Annotated in this window: 16 protein-coding genes; 7 read left to right on the top strand and 9 right to left on the bottom strand. The window is 59.8% G+C overall.

Annotation, left to right across the window (positions count from 1 at the left end; all coding sequences use genetic code 11):
• Positions 1–10: 10 nt before the first annotated feature.
• The 5 genes from C7H08_RS00630 to C7H08_RS00610 all read left to right on the top strand — a co-directional run bounded on the left by C7H08_RS00630 (position 11) and on the right by C7H08_RS00610 (position 6,659).
• Positions 11–1,435, top strand: coding sequence for a DUF2868 domain-containing protein (locus tag C7H08_RS00630; RefSeq protein WP_106669830.1), 1,425 nt, complete (start codon positions 11–13; stop codon positions 1,433–1,435).
• Positions 1,432–2,862, top strand: a complete 1,431-nt coding sequence (locus tag C7H08_RS00625; RefSeq protein WP_106669829.1) for a GTPase/DUF3482 domain-containing protein — start codon at positions 1,432–1,434, stop codon at positions 2,860–2,862. The genes C7H08_RS00630 and C7H08_RS00625 overlap by 4 nt, the downstream gene beginning before the upstream one ends.
• 50 nt (positions 2,863–2,912) lie before the next feature.
• Positions 2,913–3,308, top strand: a complete 396-nt coding sequence (locus tag C7H08_RS00620; protein ID WP_106669828.1) for an ectoine synthase — start codon at positions 2,913–2,915, stop codon at positions 3,306–3,308.
• A gap of 11 nt (positions 3,309–3,319) precedes the next feature.
• Positions 3,320–4,510: an MFS transporter gene (locus C7H08_RS00615; RefSeq protein ID WP_106669827.1), complete on the top strand. Its 1,191-nt coding sequence runs from the start codon at positions 3,320–3,322 to the stop codon at positions 4,508–4,510.
• 70 nt (positions 4,511–4,580) lie between these two features.
• Complete coding sequence (locus C7H08_RS00610) at positions 4,581–6,659, top strand: site-specific recombinase (RefSeq protein ID WP_106669826.1); 2,079 nt, start codon at positions 4,581–4,583, stop codon at positions 6,657–6,659.
• 207 nt (positions 6,660–6,866) lie between these two features.
• Here C7H08_RS00610 and C7H08_RS00605 read toward each other — a convergent pair whose 3' ends face one another.
• Positions 6,867–8,042 (bottom strand): type III PLP-dependent enzyme, encoded by a 1,176-nt coding sequence (locus C7H08_RS00605; protein ID WP_106669825.1) that lies wholly within the window; start codon positions 8,040–8,042, stop codon positions 6,867–6,869.
• A gap of 177 nt (positions 8,043–8,219) precedes the next feature.
• Positions 8,220–9,038, bottom strand: a complete 819-nt coding sequence (locus C7H08_RS00600; protein WP_106669824.1) for an ATP-grasp domain-containing protein — start codon at positions 9,036–9,038, stop codon at positions 8,220–8,222.
• A gap of 145 nt (positions 9,039–9,183) precedes the next feature.
• Between C7H08_RS00600 and C7H08_RS00595 the strand changes: the two genes are divergently transcribed.
• Positions 9,184–9,552, top strand: a complete 369-nt coding sequence (locus tag C7H08_RS00595) for a DUF6746 family protein (RefSeq protein ID WP_106670224.1) — start codon at positions 9,184–9,186, stop codon at positions 9,550–9,552.
• Positions 9,553–9,587: 35 nt separating this feature from the next.
• Here the strand turns inward: C7H08_RS00595 and hrpB are convergent, their stop codons facing one another.
• From hrpB to C7H08_RS00560, 7 genes are all read right to left on the bottom strand, one after another.
• The gene (hrpB, locus tag C7H08_RS00590; protein WP_106669823.1) at positions 9,588–12,062 is read right to left on the bottom strand and encodes an ATP-dependent helicase HrpB; all 2,475 of its coding nucleotides are present in this window, start codon (positions 12,060–12,062) and stop codon (positions 9,588–9,590) included.
• A 353-nt stretch (positions 12,063–12,415) separates the two neighbouring features.
• On the bottom strand, positions 12,416–13,618 hold the full coding sequence (locus C7H08_RS00585; RefSeq protein WP_106669822.1) for a YbfB/YjiJ family MFS transporter: 1,203 nt from the start codon (positions 13,616–13,618) through the stop codon (positions 12,416–12,418).
• Between the two features lie 123 nt (positions 13,619–13,741).
• A complete protein-coding gene (locus tag C7H08_RS00580) occupies positions 13,742–14,401 on the bottom strand; it encodes an SCO family protein (protein WP_106669821.1) in 660 nt (219 codons plus the stop codon).
• A 36-nt stretch (positions 14,402–14,437) separates the two neighbouring features.
• A complete protein-coding gene (gene cyoE, locus C7H08_RS00575; RefSeq protein ID WP_106669820.1) occupies positions 14,438–15,358 on the bottom strand; it encodes a heme o synthase in 921 nt (306 codons plus the stop codon).
• A complete protein-coding gene (locus tag C7H08_RS00570) occupies positions 15,355–16,428 on the bottom strand; it encodes a COX15/CtaA family protein (protein WP_265013610.1) in 1,074 nt (357 codons plus the stop codon). Before C7H08_RS00570 ends, cyoE begins: the two co-directional genes overlap by 4 nt.
• A 52-nt stretch (positions 16,429–16,480) precedes the next feature.
• Positions 16,481–17,122 (bottom strand): hypothetical protein, encoded by a 642-nt coding sequence (locus C7H08_RS00565; protein ID WP_106669818.1) that lies wholly within the window; start codon positions 17,120–17,122, stop codon positions 16,481–16,483.
• A complete protein-coding gene (locus C7H08_RS00560; protein WP_106669817.1) occupies positions 17,103–17,843 on the bottom strand; it encodes an SURF1 family protein in 741 nt (246 codons plus the stop codon). The genes C7H08_RS00565 and C7H08_RS00560 overlap by 20 nt, the downstream gene beginning before the upstream one ends.
• A 96-nt stretch (positions 17,844–17,939) precedes the next feature.
• Between C7H08_RS00560 and C7H08_RS00555 the strand changes: the two genes are divergently transcribed.
• Positions 17,940–18,143, top strand: coding sequence for a twin transmembrane helix small protein (locus C7H08_RS00555; protein ID WP_106669816.1), 204 nt, complete (start codon positions 17,940–17,942; stop codon positions 18,141–18,143).
• Positions 18,144–18,147: the final 4 nt, after the last annotated feature.

The following is an 18,147-nucleotide window of genomic DNA, read 5'->3' as shown; positions in this document are numbered from 1 at the left end:
AGGACACTGCATGAGCCACAACCCCCTTCGTCTGCTGCTGGATTTTGATGACCGTATCCAGCGGGACAGGGACCAGGCCCCCGCTTTTCTCCATCGCCGGGACCGGCGCTTTGCCCTGGACTGCCAGGAGCAGGGTGCTAACCCGGACGCCGCCGGCTGGCTGCAGCATATGGACCGGCTCAGCGGCCCTGGCGGCACCCGTCAGACCGGGCGTTACATTCAACGCCGCTGGCGCCGCATTACTGGCGGCTTTGCCCTGGCCGGGGCGATGCTGGGCAGCCTTACCATGGCTGGCCTGCTGTTTTACGACGGCGGCCAGCGCATCAACATCACCGTATTGCTGGGCTTTGTGCTGTTGCAGTTGCTGCTGGCTCTGGCCACGACCGTACAATCAATCGTCGGCTGGCAACCCTGGACCTGGCTGCAACGATGGCTTGAGCGACGGCTGCAACTGCAATCACCCGGACCAACCCTGGCGCAACTGCAACCGGTGCTGATGGCGCGTGCCGCTCACACCGGCGGCAGCCTGTTTGCCCTGACCGGGCTGATGACTCTGTTGGTCATGCTGGTGGTTCAGGATCTGGCCTTTGGCTGGAGTACCACTCTGGACACCGCCGCCCAAGGCTATCATGGGCTGATCCGGGCCATCGCCATACCCTGGACCTGGTTATGGCCGGCTGCAGTGCCCTCTCAGGAACTCATCGAGGCGACCCGCTTTTTCCGCGCTGCGCCCTTTGGCGCTGGCACGGCACCACAACAATGGGGGCAATGGTGGCCCTTTGTCAGCATGCTGTGGCTGACCTGGGTGCTGTTGCCCCGGCTTGTGTTACTGGCGTTCAGCCAATGGCTCATCGGCTATAAAGCAACCCGATTGCTGCAGCGCCATCCGGGCAGGAAGGCGTTGCTGTACCGTATGGAAACGCCGACACTGGACACCGGCAACCAGCATAACGATGCCGGGGATCTGCCCGACACCCATACCCGGGCCAGCCCCGGCGAGTTAACCGATGCTGGTCATATTATCTGCTGGGCCGGTGCCGGCGAGCCAGAACTGCCACTACAGCTGTTGGCAACCGAGACCCGGGTATTCAAGGCCGGAGGGCGGATCGCCCTGAGCGAAGACGATCAGCTGGTCGCCACGCTCGCCAAAGCACTTGCCGGCGCAGCGTCCCCGGTGGTAACCCTCGTCACCCGCAGCTGGGAGCCACCCACCGGCGAATTGCATGACTTTCTAGAACAGGCCAGGAGTCAATGGCCACGCAATAGCCGGGTGATGATTCTGCCGCTGGCCACTGATGCCAATCAACCACCGGCCATACACCTGATCCAACCCTGGCTGCGCTTCACCGAGCGCTTGCCTGAAGGCTTTGCGACGGTGGTGCTGCTGCCATCGTTTATCGACAACCCCTATCAGACCGGGACACCACAGCCATGACTCAGCCCCCGGTCTTCGCCGTGGTCGGCCATCCCAACAAGGGCAAATCCAGTGTTGTGGCGACCCTGTCCCAGAACGATGCCATCGCCATCGCACTGGAACCCGGCACCACGCGAGCCCGACAGGCCTACCCGCTGACCGTGGATGGCCGCGAACTCTATATTCTGGTGGATACCCCCGGCTTTCAGCGACCCCGGCGGGTGCTGCAATGGCTTGAGGCCCACAGCCTGTCGGCGTCCGATCATCCGGACACGGTGCGGGCATTTGTGCGGCAGCATCAGGGCGATGACCGCTTTGTCGACGAGTGCGAGCTGCTGACACCGGTCCTGGATGGCGCCGGCATCATCTACGTAGTGGACGGCTCCGTGCCCTATAGCGCCGAACACGAGGCCGAGATGACCATTCTGCGCTGGACCGGTCGCCCCAGCCTGGCCCTGATCAACAGCATCGGTGACGACGATTACAGCGATAGCTGGCAGTCAGCGCTTGGCCAATTTTTTCAGATTGTCCGCAAATTCGACGCGGTTCGTGCTCCGTTCGAGCAACATCTGAGCCTGCTGAGGGCCTTCGGCCAACTTGAACCGGATTGGGAGCACGCCCTGGAGCAGGCCACACAGCATCTGTCCGAACAGCGCCAGCAACGCCGGCATCAAGCCGCCGGCCTGATTGTTAAAGCCCTGGTAAAGATGATGTCCTACCAGGAAAAGCGCACGCTGACGCTCAACCAGGTGGCCGAAACCAGTGACACCAGCCTGGCAGACACACTCCGGGATCGTTGGTACCGTCATCAACGCCAGCGTGAACAAAGCCTCCGTGTCGACATCGAGCACCTGTACCAGCATCAAGGTATTCAGCGCCAGGAAGCGGAACTGCAATGGGCCAACCAGCACGACCTGTTTTCCGAGGACACCCGTAAACACTGGGCGGTCAGCAAAAAATATCTGGCCACCGCCGGTTTTGGCGCGGGCGCGATGGGCGGTGCCAGCATCGATGCAATGACCCTGGGCTCTTCCCTCGGAGCCGGCGCGCTGATGGGCGGATTGATTGGCGCCGCCGGCAGTTATTTTTACGGCGACCGACTGATGCTGCCGGCTCTTAACATAGGCCCGCTGCGAGATGGCCTGAAAACCGCCAGCTTCGGACCTGTACAGGACAGCCAGTTCGGCTATGTTGTATTGGGGCGGGCGGTCGATCACTGGTGGCATATCAGCCACCGGAATCACGCCGGACGCGCCTTGCTTGAGCTCGAACCGGCCGATCACCACTGGCTGGAACAGCTCGAAAAAACCAATCGGCGGGAGATCCAGCGAGCCTTCGACCGATGCCGAAAACAAAAACCATTGAGCCATCAGCAACAGCAAAACTTTACCGCAGCCGTCGAACAGGCAATGGCGGTTTATGACGACTGGCGGTTGAACCGCCGGTGACCCACGTGTTTATACTGTATGGCTATTCCATCACAAAATGAGGAATGCGAATGAAAATTGTACGTGTGCAAGACATCATGGGTACCGAACGTGAAGTAACCGGTCCGGGTTGGACCAGCCGCCGCATGCTGCTGAAAAAAGACGGCATGGGTTTTTCCTTTCACGAAACCATTATCCCTGCCGGCGCGGAGCTGAACCTCTGGTACAAGCACCATCTGGAAGCGGTGTACTGTGTTGCCGGTAATGGCACCATCACCGACAAGGCCACCGGCGAGACTCACGACATCTCCGATGGCACCCTCTACGCCCTCGACAAGCACGACCAGCACACCCTGCGCGGTGGCACCGAGGACATGCGCCTGATCTGTGCCTTCAACCCGCCGGTCACCGGTCGCGAAGTCCATGACGAAGACGGCGCCTACCTGCCGGACACCAGCGAAGACTGATTAAACTGAGCATGGCAGACCATCCGGCCGCCACCACACCGCCACCGCCAGCGAAACTGCTGCCGGTGGCGGTGTTGCTTTGGCTGGCCGGCGTTTATCTGAGAATACCGGTACTGGTGGCGCCGCCGCTGGCGCCCTTTATCAGTGACGAGCTCGGCCTGACCCAGGCCCTGACCGGCGCCTTGACCACCCTCCCGATTCTGATGCTGGCCGTTGGCGCCATGCCTGGCTCGCTAGCGATTTCCCGCATTGGCCCCAGAAACACGCTGGCTCTGGCCATGGTGATCATGGTGATCGGCTCCGCCGGCCGCGGGCTGGTGCCCGATACCCTCACGCTGATGGTAGCCAGCGCCGTGATGGGCTTCGGCGTGGCCATGATGCAACCGGCCTTGCCCGCGCTGTTGCCACGATGGCTGGCACCCCACCATCTGGCACTGGGTTCGGCCATTTATATGAACGGCATGCTGATGGGCGAGTTCATCGGCGCCGGGATTACCTTGCCGGTACTGATGCCACTGCTGGACAACAGCTGGCGGGCGACACTGCTGGCGTGGTCTCTGCCCGCGCTGCTGGTGGTGGCGGCGCTGTTTCTTCCGAAACGAGACCTGGCCCGGCCGGTGCGCCGAGCGGCCTGGCTGCCTGACTGGAAAAACCCGCTCACACTGCGCATCGGCTTACTGCTGGGCCTGTCCGGTTCCATGTTTTTTGGCCTGAACGCCTACATGGGTAATCTTCTGGAGCAGCAAGGGCATTTTGAGAAGTTGGCCGACGCACTTTTCTGGTATAACTTCGCTCAGGTAGGCGCCTCCCTGGTGATGCTGAAAATGGCGCGGGTATGGGTGGGCCGACGCGGCATTATTGTGCTGATGGCCGGGCTGAGCATTCTGGGTACCGCCGGCACCCTGGTCCTGGAAGGTTGGCCAGCGATTGTCAGCGCGAGCCTTATGAGCTTTGTAGCGGGCATCCTGCTGATTTTACTGGTTGCCTTGCCGCCGCTGCTGGTGCGCTCGGAAGAAACCGGTCGGCTGTCTGCCGGCACCTTTCTGGTTGGCTATACCTTGGCGTTTTCGGTGCCCATGCTCGGCGGCCTGCTTGCCGACTGGACCGGCGATATCCGCCATGCGGTGATGGTCATGGTCGGTTACAGCCTGCTGGTGTTACCGGTTGCGCTGACCCTGGATTTACGCCGCCGCCCGGACTGAATGCTCATCTACCGGCACTGAACCATCGTAAGCAGACTTTTGGCACCCATTCTCAAGCAAGGATCCTGTGTTGAAACTCGCCACCCTGATTAACCAGCTTGCTGACGAAGACACCAGCGCTCTGAAAACCCTGAGCCTGGTGGTCGACTGGATTCGCCCGCAACGGAGCGAAACCGTGCATAACGCCGTCGACCGGATGAAGCAGCTGGAAAACGCGCTGACCGACAACCTGGATGTGCATCTGGCGGTGGCCGGTCGCCTGCAGGAATGGCTGGATCAGGCTCAGTTTTTCCAATTGTTGTCCGGGCTTGGCCTATATTCCCGTCGTGGCTTTCTGAAAGAAATCGGTGAACGCCTGTACGAACGCATCAACCCGGCGCCAAAAGACCGCAACAACGTCAAAAGCGTGCTGTTTGTGGTGTTTCATCGTAAGGACGATGCCGACTGGATTCATCAGATTCCAGACGAGGCACTGCTGCGACTGCTGACTTCCCTCTGGCACTTTTCGCCACCCGCGCTCGACCGTACCCGAAACCGGATTTACAGCCAAATGCTCAACGCCCTGGAGATGCTGTCGATCTGGGTAGCGGCGGAGGAGCTGGAGCCCAACATTCTCAGGCTGAATCCGAAAATCATTGACCGGGAATCGGCCTTCGTGGCCCTGCAGCGGGAAATCGCTGCGCTGGTACAGTCCTGGAACCACGCCCTGCAACAACAACAGGATGTTGAGCTGGACGACGCCCACGCCCGGGTACTGATCGAGCAATGCCGTGAAGAAATTGACCGGCTCCAGCGCAGATCGGTCACCGCCGGCTCCACCATGGCCCTGACCCACCTGCTGGAGCGCCTGCACCAGACCCTGGACCGCATTGAGCATCTGCTCGACATCATGGACCCGCCAGACCCGGCCAAAGGCCTAACGCGCTCGGTGGAACTGTTCAAGAGCCTGGTGCAGGCCAGTGCTGAGCGCCATGGTGTTCGCTCCCTGTGGCGCGCCAACCTCCGACTGATGTCCCGTAGTGTCACGGAAAACGCCAGCGACCATGGCGAACACTACATCGCCGGCAGCCGCAAAGAATACCTGACCATGCTGGCCTCCGGCGCCGGTGGCGGCTTTATCATCGCCCTCATGGCCCTGATCAAGATCCAGATCCTGCAGCTGGACCTGAGCCGCGGCTGGGAAACCCTGTGGGTCAGCCTCAATTACGGCATCGGCTTTATGGTTATCCACATGCTGCACTGCACTGTGGCCACCAAACAGCCCGCCATGACCGCTGCCAGCATTGCGGAAAAGGTCGAACAGGGCGAGCAGGGCCGGGCCAACGCCCGCAAACTGGCAGAACTGCTGGTCAGAGTGGGTCGCACCCAGTTTGTCGCCATCATGGGCAACGTCGCCGTGGCGCTCTCGGTAGCTTTCGGCATCGGCTGGCTGTACACCCTCATTCAGGGCGCCCCCCTGATCAGCACCGAACGTTACGACTATATGTTGGCCGGCATTCATCCCGGCCAAAGCCTGGCGCTGATGTACGCCGCTATTGCCGGGGTGTGGTTGTTCGTGTCCGGACTGGTCGCCGGCTACTTCGATAACCGGGCCGCCTACCTGAACCTGGCCGAACGGCTCGAGCAACACCCCATGCTAAGGCCCCTGATGCCCCCGGAAACCCGCGCCCGCTTTGGCGCTTACGTGGCCGAACACTACGGCGCCCTGGCCAGCAATTTCGTCTTTGGCATACTGCTCGGCGTCACCGGCTACATCGGCCACCTGCTCGGCCTGCCCATCGACATCCGCCACGTCGCCTTCTCCTCCGCCGACGTCGGCTACGCCATGTCCATGTTCATCCCCGGCGCTCAGGAATTCGCCCTGTTCACCCTGTTCGCCCTGCTGATCGGCGGCGTCAACCTGATGGTCAGCTTCACCCTGGCCCTGAACGTCGCGCTCAGAGCCCGAAACACCCGGATCTCCAGCTTCCCGAAACTGATCAAAGCCTGGTTCATGGTGGTCAAAGAAAACCCCATGGCCCTGATCTACCCGCCAAGAGATCCAGCCCCAGCGCCAACCGAAGAGGTCGGCCCGGAGCCGACACCAGAGCAAACCCGACAAGCCAAAGCAGACAACAAAGAACGCCGACAAAAAGCCCTGGAAAAATAATAAAAAAAGGGCCGCCAAAGCGCCCCAGATACAAATCAACTCAACTCAACTCAAACAAAACCGAATCCCACCCCATAGCCAGCAGGCCGTGGGGTGAGGTGGTTTTTCGGCCGGGAAAAAAATGTCTGAGCGCAGCGAGTTATTTTTCCCAGAGGAAAAACCACCTCGCCCCGCGGCCTAACGCCCAGGAAGGGCACGGCCTAACGCTCAGATGTAGTAATCCTTAAGCGGCGGAAACCCATTAAACTCAACCGCACTGTAAGTGGTGGTATAAGCCCCGGTAGACAGCCAGTACATCCGGTCGCCAATCGCCAGATTCAATGGCAGGGAATACTTGTGATGCTCGTACATGATATCAGCACTGTCACAGGTCGGCCCTGCGATCACACAATCCTCACCCTCGCCAACCTTCTCGGTCCAGATCGGAAACTTGATCGCCTCATCCAGGGTTTCGATCAGGCCCGAAAACTTACCAACATCGGTAAACACCCAGCGGTGCAGGGCCGTGCGGGACTTGCGCGAGATTAGCACCACCTCACTGACCAGCACACCGGCGTTGGAAATCAGTGACCGGCCCGGCTCAATGATGATCTCCGGCAGGTCATCGCCAAAATCCTCACGCAAAAACCGGGCAATCTCCTGCGCATAAACCGCCAGGTCGTTGGTACGGGTGATGTAGTTGGCCGGGAAGCCTCCACCCATATTGATCATCTTCAGCTCAATGCCGTCTTCTTCCTTCAGACGCTCGAAAATCACCTTCACCTTGCCCAGAGCCGCATCCCAGGCACCGATTTCACGCTGCTGAGAACCCACGTGAAATGACACGCCGTGGGGCACCAGGCCCAGGTCTCGCGCCAGAATCAGCAGATCCATGGCCATATCGGTCTGGCAACCAAACTTGCGCGACAGCGGCCAGTCCGCAGTGAGCGTACCTTCGGTCAGAATCCGTACGTACACCTTCGAGCCCGGTGCCGCCTTGGCAATGTTGCGCAAATCGGCTTCGGAGTCCGTGGCAAACATACGCACGCCCTTCTCGTAGAAGGTGCGGATATCTCTCGCCTTCTTAATAGTGTTGCCGTAGCTGATACGGTCACCGGTTACGCCCAGAGCCATCACCTTGTCGAGTTCATACACCGACGCAATATCAAAGCTGGCACCTTTATCCCTGAGCATGGTCAGAACCTCAGGAGCCGGGTTTGCCTTCACCGCGTAGTAGACCTTCGCGTAAGGAAAGCCTTCCGCTAGTTCATCGTACTGGCGGTTGATGGTAGCGGTATCTATCACCACAAACGGCGTTTCACGGGTTTCGGAAAACTCCTTGATGCGCTTGAAGGTGTCGGCGTCGTAGTAATCAGCAATGTTTGCGTTGGTGGCTTCGGTCATGGGTGGTGTGTCCCTCCACAGGGCATACGAGCATAAAAAAAGGCGCCACAGCAAGGCTGCAGCACCCATAGGATTTACGCGATCATCAGGCTTTTTTCTGATCGCCGCAAATGCGCATATATACCCACTAAAGCGGGCGTTAAAACCAAATCAACGGCACGAGAGTTTCCACCGGCTTCAGACCGCGATCGGCCATAATGGTGTTGGTTCAGTCGGGCCGTCAGGATCCTGCGGGCAGCTCTGCCGTTGCAGATACTCAAGAATCGCATCTTTCAGATCACTGCCCTGATCGAGGCCCTGATTACCGAACAGGCGGTTGAATTCCAGCACGAAAGGGTAGCCATCCACCAAAGCGATATCGAAGCCGGCGTGGTCCACGCCCAGCTCCCGGGCCAACCGTAACGCCAGCTCGGTGGCCACTGCCGGCACCGGGCTGGTATCGACCTGACCGCCCCGGGCGACGTTGTTGTAGAAGCCCTGTTCCGCCTGAGTGCGCCAGTAGGCGGTCAGCACCCGATCACCTACCACCACCACGCGTACGTCACGATCAATCGGCAGATACTCCTGGGCGTAGAGCACGCTGGTCCGCTCACAGTAACGACGCCAATCGTCCCGGCTTTCAATCAGCCAAACACCCTCACCCATACTGGCTTTGGCAAGCTTGGCAACAAACGGCAGGGCCATGGCGTCCCAAATCAGGTCCCGCTCCTGCGGACCATTGGCCTCAATCATCGTCCACGGCGTGTGCTCCGGCGCCACGGTCTGAAAGGCCCGGGTCATCTCCACCTTGTCGTGGCCGATGCGGTAGCTGGCTTCGCTCGGAAACACCCGGCAGTTGAGCCCGTAAACCAGAGCATTCAGCTGCCAATACTCCGGAAACAGCACCCAGTCAGCCTCACTCAGCAATTCTTTATGGCCTAGCAATTGCTCCGGCTTGAGCACAGTAGTGTCGGGAAATCCGAGGGTACGAAAAATATCAAAAGAAACCAGATGCATGGTGTCGGCGACACTCGAGAGGAATTGCTCGCATTTTATACAGAAGCGGATTTCAGGCAAGCATTCTTGAAAATTGATTTAGGGCATGGAAACCGTTAACATTAACGATAATAATTCGCATTACATCAATAAGGGAGCTCAAGTTATGAAACAACTCATCGCAGCCACACTGACCGCCACCGCTTTTGCCTTCTCATCGCCCCTGTTCGCCAGTGACGTTGAACATTTCAAAGGCAAATCCTCTGAAACCATGAGCCAGGCAGTCGCCAACTTCTCGGAATACAACAACAAACTGGAGCAAGTCCTGTCTGGTGAAATGACGCCGGAAGCGATGAACGAAGTGCACGAACTGACGTATACCCTCGAAAATGCTTTGGCCAAAATAAACGAAGAACTCCGGGAACTGGCCGACACCCTTGAAGAGGTACACATCGCCTCTGAACATGCCGATGGCAACGCCGTAAGAAAGCATGGCAAGAACTACCTCAAGGTCAGCCGTGACGTGATCAAATAACCGAATTCGGTCAAACACCCTGATCAGAGGTCGGGTCAGCGAGCCGGGCGTTTTTTTGTACCTTGCTGAGGCTGGGCAGTAAAGGGATTCTCCGGCCAGGGGTGTTTGGGGTAACGGCCACGGGTGTCTTTGCGGACATCCGGATAGGCGTTCTTCCAAAAACTGGCGAGATCTGCGGTGACCGCCAGCGGCCGTTGGGCCGGAGACAACAAGTGAATCACCACCGGCACCCGACCGCCGGCCACCCTGGGTGTTTCGGTCCAGCCAAACAGGGCTTGCAGTTTGGCGGCCAGCACCGGGCCATTGTCGGCGGTGTAGTCCAGAGTGACGTTCTGGCCAGTAGGGATGGTGAGCGCGCTCGGCGCCAGTTCGCCCAACCGCTGTTGTTGCGGATAGTCCAGTAATGCATTCAGGGCCTGAATCAAATTGATGCCGGCCAGATCTGACCAGCGCTTCTTGCCGGCCAGAAACGGCGCCAGCCAGGTTTCGAGCGTGGCCAGCAAGCCATTGTCGCTGACGTCCGGCCAGTTCCCGGGAAAGTTCCGGCCCAGCAATTGCACCCGGGCCCGCCACTGGCGGGCGCCCGGCGTCCAGGGCAGGCTGTCCAGCCCTTTCCGACGCACGGCGTCCAGCAGGCCTTGCTGCAACAGCTCCGGGCTCACCTGGGCCAGGGCCTTCTCCGCCAGCATCAGGGCGCCCAGCTTGCGCACTTGGCGTGCCACCACCGTACCCCGTTTGTCATCCCAGACCGCTTCGTCGCGCTCGTCGATATGCGCGGCCAGATCCTGCTCCAAGTCCGCCAGATCCACCGGGGCGGCCAGATAGATTGTTGCCTCCCGGGCCTTGCCGTCCAGCTCGGCCGCCACCAGCCAGTCCTGTCGAGCCAGGGCATCGTCCTCCCGTAATAACGCGCCTTTGCCGTTACTGAGCTGGTAGCGCGGCGTTGGCCCCGGTCGACGTCGGGCAATACGGTCCGGATAGGCCTGGGCCAATACCCGGCCGACGTCGGTTGCTGTCGGTACATCCTGTGAAGTTTGATCCCGGCACAGGCGCTTTGCCGCCTGCCGGACCGCCTTCAACCGAGCCGGATCCAGGCCCCGATGGCCGCGCTCGCCTCGCAGCACTCGAATGCGATCATGCAGATCGGCACCTGAGCCCGGCCCCAGCAAATCCCGCTCTTCCAACAAAGCCGCCAGCTCCGCCACCAGCTGGCCAAACCCCAGAACCCGACCCTTGAGCACCATGTGCGCCAGGCGCGGATGCAGGCCCAGGTCCCGCGCAGCCTTGCCGTGATCGGTAATGGCACCGTCAGCATCCAGCAACTCCAGCCATTGCAACAGCGCCACCGCCTGCTGCCAATGCGCCTTGGGCGGCAGATCAATCCACACCAGCTGGTCCGGTGAGCGCGCGCCCCACTGCGCCAGCTCCAATACCAGTGGCGCCAGATCCGCCTGCTGAATCTCCGGCGGGGTAAAATCCGCCAGCCCGAATTGCTCGGACTCACTCCACAGCCGGTAACACACCCCCGGCTCAATCCGGCCGGCCCGGCCTTTGCGTTGTTCTGCAGAGGCTTTCGAGACTCGGCCGGTGACCAGGCGGGTCATGCCACTGTTTGGATCAAACACCGCCCGGCGCTGCTGGCCGGCATCAATCACCACCCGCACGCCCTCAATGGTCAGACTGGTCTCGGCAATCGCGGTGGCCAGCACGATCTTGCGGATTCCGTCTGGTGCCGGCGCAATCGCCCGGTCCTGCTCCTCCGATTTCAGGTTGCCGTACAGCGGCGCCAGCAACACATTGCCCGGCAACGGCCCCTGCAGCTGCTGCGCCACCCGCCGGATCTCCCCGGCACCAGGCAAAAACACCAGCATGGAACCGGTCTGATCCCGCAGCGCTTCCTGCACCACCGCCACCACCTGATCCACCACGCGGCTAGTGCGGGCAACGGGGCGGTACAGCACCGCCACCGCAAACGCCCGGCCTGCACTGCTGATCACCGGCACATCCCCAAGCACGCGGGCAATGGGCGCGGTATCCAGAGTGGCCGACATCACCAGCACCCGAAGGTCCTCCCGCAACGCCTGCTGGGTTTCCCGCACCAGCGCCAGGCCCAGATCCGCTTGCAGGGAGCGCTCATGAAATTCATCAAAGAGCACCGCCGCGTAGTCTTCCAGCATCGGGTCGCTCTGGATCATCCGGGTCAGAATGCCTTCGGTGACCACCTCGATTATCGTGCTGCCGGACACCTTGGTATCCAGTCGCGTCCGATACCCCACCGTCTGGCCCGGCTGCTCACCCAGCTGCTTCGCCATAAACCGGGCCGCCGACCGGGCCGCCAGCCGCCGCGGTTCCAGCATCAGGATCTTGCGGTTATCCCGCCACGGGGCATCCAGCAACGCCAGCGGCACCCGCGTGGTTTTACCGGCACCCGGTGGCGCCTGTAACAGGGCGGTGGTGGTTTGTTCCAGAGTCTGTTTGAGCTCTGGGAGGATGGTTTCAATCGGGAGCATGGGTTTTGGTTGGGTTTAGCCTGCTGGTTTGGGGGTCAGGCGCGGGGAGTGTGTTGATTTTCTGGCCGAAAAGGAACTCGCTGCGCTCAGACACCTTTGTTCGACCAGAAAATCAACACCCCCCCCACACCCTGCGTCACTGCAAGATATATTTAGAGCCTACCATGGTCTGACTTGGGTTAATTCTTTCCAAGCGCAACCACCATTGTCAGCTAGAGCGGGGTGGTGGGGTATTTTTTCCGCCGGAAATGAATGTCTGAGCGCAGCGAGTTACATTTCCAAGGGAACAATACCCCACCACCCCGATCAATCCCCCACCACCCAAAGTCTGGGAGCCCAAATTAGACGCAAACTCAGCGGCTGGAATGCCACACCTCAGGGCGAGGCACCAAGAACGTAAACACCAAGCCAAACACCAGAGCCGCCACCCCGATGCCGAACGCCGACACCAGCGTACCGCCGGCATCCAGCCACTGCTTGGTCAGCCAGGGCCCCGCCATCTGGGTAAAACCATACAAAGCCACCATCGCCGCCGACAGTCGCGGCCCCTGATGCGGATGCAGCGCCCGGCCAATGCGTTGAGTCAACAGTACCGTGCCCACGAACGTACTGCCCACCAGTGCAGCACAAAGCACCAGCCCGATAGGCCCGGGCCAAAGCACCGCCGCCAGTACACCCAATAGCTGAATCATGAAATTCAACCGCAGCGCCGGCAGGTCGCCCATCAGGGCACCCAGCTTATTCCAGAGCCAGGGCGAAGGAATGGTCACCAGCGCGACAATCACCCAGGTGCCGTCCAGTAACCTGTGGCCTGGCGGCAACTCCATTTTGGCCAGTAGGGGTAGAAAGGTCATCGGCAGGATGTAACCCAAACCGGCACCGGCGTAGGCCAGAAACAGCGGAATACTGGCGCGGTCCATCAGCGGGGTATTGATTACCGCTTTCCCGGAGTCATCGTGCTGGCGCACCGGCACGTCCAGTTTGCGCAGCTGCATCACCCCCCACCAGGCCAGCGGTATCGACAACAAGGCCGCAGGCCACCAGCGTTCGGCGCCTTCCAGCAAGGTTGCCGAGCCTGTCACCAGGCCACTGGACACCAACAGACCCAGGCCGACACCTATATACACCAGTCCGCTCAGGGAGGCGCGGTTACGCAGCACCAGCCATTCCAGGATCAGTGCCGGTGCCTGCACGAACACCACGCCGTTCGCCACACCGTTGAGCCAGCGACTGGTGGAAATAACAGTCAGGTGGTCGGTTTGTGTGATGATCAGGAGAGTCACCACATGAATGGTCATAAACAATGGCAGCATGAAGCGGATCTGGTCTATGCGATGCCAGCGGATCGCCAGCATCGCGCCCATCAGGTAGCCCAGATAGTTCCAGGTGGCCACGGCTGCGCCATCTGGCGCGCTGAACTGGTCATCCGCCACCAGATAAGGCAACAGAGGGGTGTAGATAAAGCGGCCCAGGCCATGCACCACCAGTAACACCAATGCGCCTGCGGTCAGCACGGTGAACAGTTGTCTTGTAGAAGTAGTTTGAAAAGAGGTCATATCCCGCCCGGCGCTCGCTTCATCAATGGCTGAGACCGGGCAGTGTATGCGACCACCTGAGCAATGTCAGTGTGACCTTGGCCTTAATTGTTCAACAGCCCACTCAGCAAACCATCCCGGGATTCAGGCGCCCGGCTGTCGGGTGAGCGACCATTGATAGATACGCTGAAACGCCTGCGCCAGCTCCTGTGGCTTGTGCGGGGGTTGAATCAGGGCCTGGAGCTGGCCATCCGGATTCAACAAGGCAAAGTGGCCGCTGTGATCCACCAGCAACTGACCATCCACTTCCCGGTGCACAAACACTGCACTGAGACTCTGGGCAAGCTGGCGAAGGGTGTCCAGGTCGCCGGTCAGGCCGTGAAAGTTCTCACCGTAAAAGCCGGTATAGGCTTTCAGCTGTTCCGGGGTGTCGTGCTCTGGGTCCGCGGTCACCAACAGGTAGTCTGGTTGCGGCACTTCGGCGGATAGCAATTGATCGGTCTGGCGCAGGTTGGCCATGGCTACCGGGCAGATGTCCGGGCAGTTGGTGTAACCAACAAAGACAAAGGTCCACCGGCCCTTGAGGTCTTCCCGAGTCACTGTTTCGCCTTGCTCGTTGGTCAGGATAAATTCCGCCAACTGCCTGGGCTGATCATAAACATAGGCGTTGTATTGGCTCAGATTGGGTGCGGGGGCAGGCGCGCTGGTGTCACTCCAGAACACCTGCCTGCCAACGGTCAATCCGAACACCAGCATCACTGCCATCAACAAAACCAGCAGCGTAATTTTTAACGACCGCCCCATAGGGCCTCCAGGTTCAATGAGCTCAAGAACCAGTTGTCAAAAGTAGACAAAATGGTCCACCAACAACACCACAAACAGCACCATCAGATAGGTGATGGAGTATTTGAAAGTGTTCAGGGCAACACGCCGGTCGTCGCCTTTGAGCAGGCGAATAGCGTATTGCAGGAAGCGCAAGCCTAGTACCAGAGCACCAACCAGGTAAATACCCCCAGACATGCCTGTGACAAAAGGTAGCAGGCTGACCGCCAGCAACATTAGCGTGTACAGCAGAATGTGCAGCTCGGTGTACTTGTTGCCATGGGTGACGGGTAGCATGGGAATACCGGCCTTGGCGTATTCCTCTTTGCGATGGATCGCCAGTGCCCAGAAATGCGGTGGTGTCCAGGCGAAGATGATCAGCACCAGCAGCAGCGCGTGGCCATCGATCTGACCGGTAACGGCCGTCCAGCCCAGCAGCGGCGGCATGGCCCCGGCCAAGCCGCCAATGACAATGTTCTGCGGTGTAGCACGCTTGAGAAACAGGGTATAGACACCGGCGTAGCCTACCAGCGAAGCCAACGTCAGCCAGGCAGTCAATTCATTGACCTGCCAGATCAGCACAAACATACCAATCGCCGCCAGCAAGGTAGCGAACAGCATGGCATCGAGGGTTGCAATACGACCGGTGGCAACGGGCCGCTTGCGAGTGCGCGCCATTATCGTGTCGATCTTCTGATCCACCACATGATTGACGACCGCTGCGGCACCCGCCAGCAACGCAATGCCCAGGTTGCCATACAGAAGGACACTCCAGCCCGGTACACCCGGCGCAGCCAACAGCATGCCGATCACCGAGGTCAGGATCATCAATGCAACTACCTTAGGCTTGGTCAGTTCCAGGTAATCGCGCCATGAAATCGTTTTGATCGTGGAGCTCGCACGCTCCTCAGCCGGCAGCGCTTCAACTTGCTCGCTCATGCCGTAACCTCCCGGTTTATGGTTGTTGTATGTGTGGCGGGGGATGTTTCAGTGTATGGCAACTGATGATGTCGCCAGATCAGGTGAACCATGGACAGCAGAAGGCCGGCGCCCATGGCGTTGTGAGCAACGGCAATCGACAACGGGATATGCAGCCAGACATTCGCCAGGCCCAGGGCAATCTGCAAGGCCAGAGCTGCTGCGACCAGTATGATACTCCTGTCAAGATGATTGGTGCCGCGATGACGCCAGAGCAATCCCAGCAGGACCAGAAAGTACCCGAGCACGATGACCGCACCGAGACGATGAGTCACATGAATGGCGACGCGGCCGTCTGCCGTCAGCTGACCACCCAGATAGTTGGGGCCAACCTGCTGGGTGATATCAAAGCCGTGCTGGAAATCCATACCCTCAGGCCACCACTGGTCCTGACAGGTGGGCAAATCGGTACAGGCGACCGCGGCGTAGTTGGCCGCCGTCCAGGCGCCCAGAGCTATCTGCAGAATGATCAGCAACAAACCACCGTAAAGCCAGGGACGGAATCGGCCCAGGCTGGCAGACGGCGTTTGTACCCGGTCAGATCCGGCTTGGGCTCCTTTGCGCAAGCGTAAGGTAAGCAATAGCAGCAGGCTCAGGGTGGTGAAACCACCCAGCAGATGCAGCGCCACCACTTGTGGCCAGAGTTTGAGGGTGACGGTCCAGGCGCCAAAAGCACCCTGCAAAAGAATAAACGCGGCGATGAACAGCGGCAATTTGAAAGGAACGCCAACACGGCGATGGCGCACTGCCGTCGCCGCCAGCGCGAACACCACCAGGCCCAGAATCCCGGCGGCATAGCGGTGAATCATTTCCGGCCAGCCTTTGGAGACATCCACCGGGGTCTCCGGGAATCGGGCATTAGCAATGGCAATGCTGGTTTCGCTCTGAGGCACGGTCAGGAAACCGTAGCACCCTGGCCAGTCCGGGCAACCCAGTCCGGCATCCACCAGGCGAGTCCAGGCACCCAGCATGATGACTACAATCGCCAGCACACACGCATAAGCAGACCAACGGGCCAGTCTCTTCGTGATGTCGGCAGGCTGTGCCGGGGTCACTTTCTCGGTCACGCTCTGTTCCCCTTGCTCAGCCAATTTGGGAGATCTTAAGCAGCTGTTTGAGATCCTTGAGCAACTGCTTTCCGCTGTGCTCCACGCCATAATGCATCATGATATTCCCAAGCGGGTCCACCAGCAGAATCCTCGGCTCGGCGTCGGGAGAAACTCCCGTGGGCCAGGCTGAGTTGGTTCCCTCAGCGGGCTGCAGCCGCTCCATTGAGCTGTACTCGTCGTTCCAGCGTTGCTCCAGGCCGGAGGGCACCGCACCCAGTGCTGCGGCCCGGCTGACCCGGGGGGCGTACTTTCCGAGGGCGATATTGACCTGACGGGAAAGGTAAAGCAGTTGCTCGCAGTCATCGCTGCAAGGGCCAGACACCACCAGCATAAGCCAATTCGGGTCGACCTTGTCGACCCCGAAACGCTGTGCCAGAGGCTCGCCCCCAGAGGTTTCAAGGTTCAGCGCCTGCACCGGCACGGGCGGCATAATCAGCACACCTTCATTGGTGTGACCCATCGGGTTCAGCCAACCGGTATAAAACATGATGGTGGCCAGAACCATCGGCCCGAATCCCACTGCAAATAGCAGCAAGGCGGTACGCCGGCCACGACGAACCTGTTCCGGGTTAGGGGATTCCTGCCCGGACACGGAGTCAGCCGTTGTCGTTGTCATTATCGGCTCCTGTCTTTCTATTACTCGCTGTTTTTTTTGTACTCGCCACTACAGTCAATATAGTCAGTGCTACCGCAAGCGCAAACCACTGGGCAGCATAACCGTAGTGGGTCTGAGGGCCCATCATATCGGGCGTGTGATCCGCACGGTAGGCGCCCGGTTGCTGACGGTCTGCCAGTTTAAGCACCATTACCACCGGATTGTCCACCTGTTCCTGTACCCGCGCCCGGGGTAAGGTTTGAACCCGCTGAGGCCAGCTGCTGCTTTCAGCACCGGAGTCATCCGCCAGAACCGGTGGTACCGGATAGTTATCCAGGCGACCTTCCAGGGTGACCAGAACTTCAGGCGTTTCGATAGCTGGCAACTGATCCCGCGTCCTCGGCGCTCTGACCCAGCCACGATTAACCACCACCGGCGGTCCCTCAATCGGCATGAACAGTGTCAATACCTCGTATCCGGGAAACCCATCCCGGGTGCGGTTGTCCAACAGCCAGCTGTAGTCTGTGTACCAACCGGTCAGGGTTACCGGCTGCCCCACTCGCAGCCCGGTCGCCACCATCTCCGGCCAACTGGCATCAACTGCGTGCTGCTGCCAGGATGCCAGCAATACCTGTTTTTCGTCGGCACGGTCCAGCTGCCATACTCCCAGGCTGATCAACACCGGCAACAACAGCCCGCTGAAAACCAGTAATCGCCAGTCAAAATGCCATCGGCGATTCATCAACCGCACCTACCCATGCTTTGCTATAGTGATATCGGGGCCCGGCACACGGCCGGAATACCTGTCAGTACAATAACTCAAGGCCAGGGAAACCCAATGCTGAAATTTCTGATAGTGGTGCTGCTGTTAGCCGTTATGGTCAGCCTGTTCAGCGGGCTGTTCTTTTTGATCCGGGATGGCGGTAAAACCTACCGGGTGGTTAACTCGCTGGCGCTTCGTGTCGCGCTCAGCGTGTTGTTGCTGGCGTTGGTTCTGATCTCTCTGTGGACCGGGGATTTGACGCTGAACCCAACGCCGTGATCCC

It is taken from the genome of Marinobacter halophilus, assembly GCF_003007685.1.
In the GTDB taxonomy this organism is placed as follows: domain Bacteria; phylum Pseudomonadota; class Gammaproteobacteria; order Pseudomonadales; family Oleiphilaceae; genus Marinobacter; species Marinobacter halophilus.
The sequence above is the reverse complement of the archived record's forward strand: the minus strand, read 5'-3'. Positions and strand labels throughout refer to the sequence as shown.

Bases quoted from the DNA above. Each gene is read 5' to 3' on its own strand.
- C7H08_RS00615 (WP_106669827.1), top strand. From the start codon at position 3,320: ATGGCAGACCATCCGGCCGCCACCACACCGCCACCGCCAGCGAAACTG.
- C7H08_RS00555 (WP_106669816.1), top strand. From the start codon at position 17,940: ATGCTGAAATTTCTGATAGTGGTGCTGCTGTTAGCCGTTATGGTCAGC.
- C7H08_RS00585 (WP_106669822.1), bottom strand. From the start codon at position 13,618: ATGACCTCTTTTCAAACTACTTCTACAAGACAACTGTTCACCGTGCTG.
- C7H08_RS00630 (WP_106669830.1), top strand. From the start codon at position 11: ATGAGCCACAACCCCCTTCGTCTGCTGCTGGATTTTGATGACCGTATC.
- C7H08_RS00565 (WP_106669818.1), bottom strand. From the start codon at position 17,122: ATGACAACGACAACGGCTGACTCCGTGTCCGGGCAGGAATCCCCTAAC.
- C7H08_RS00605 (WP_106669825.1), bottom strand. From the start codon at position 8,042: ATGACCGAAGCCACCAACGCAAACATTGCTGATTACTACGACGCCGAC.
- C7H08_RS00560 (WP_106669817.1), bottom strand. From the start codon at position 17,843: ATGAATCGCCGATGGCATTTTGACTGGCGATTACTGGTTTTCAGCGGG.
- cyoE (WP_106669820.1), bottom strand. From the start codon at position 15,358: ATGAGCGAGCAAGTTGAAGCGCTGCCGGCTGAGGAGCGTGCGAGCTCC.
- C7H08_RS00625 (WP_106669829.1), top strand. From the start codon at position 1,432: ATGACTCAGCCCCCGGTCTTCGCCGTGGTCGGCCATCCCAACAAGGGC.
- C7H08_RS00600 (WP_106669824.1), bottom strand. From the start codon at position 9,038: ATGCATCTGGTTTCTTTTGATATTTTTCGTACCCTCGGATTTCCCGAC.
- C7H08_RS00595 (WP_106670224.1), top strand. From the start codon at position 9,184: ATGAAACAACTCATCGCAGCCACACTGACCGCCACCGCTTTTGCCTTC.
- hrpB (WP_106669823.1), bottom strand. From the start codon at position 12,062: ATGCTCCCGATTGAAACCATCCTCCCAGAGCTCAAACAGACTCTGGAA.
- C7H08_RS00620 (WP_106669828.1), top strand. From the start codon at position 2,913: ATGAAAATTGTACGTGTGCAAGACATCATGGGTACCGAACGTGAAGTA.
- C7H08_RS00580 (WP_106669821.1), bottom strand. From the start codon at position 14,401: ATGGGGCGGTCGTTAAAAATTACGCTGCTGGTTTTGTTGATGGCAGTG.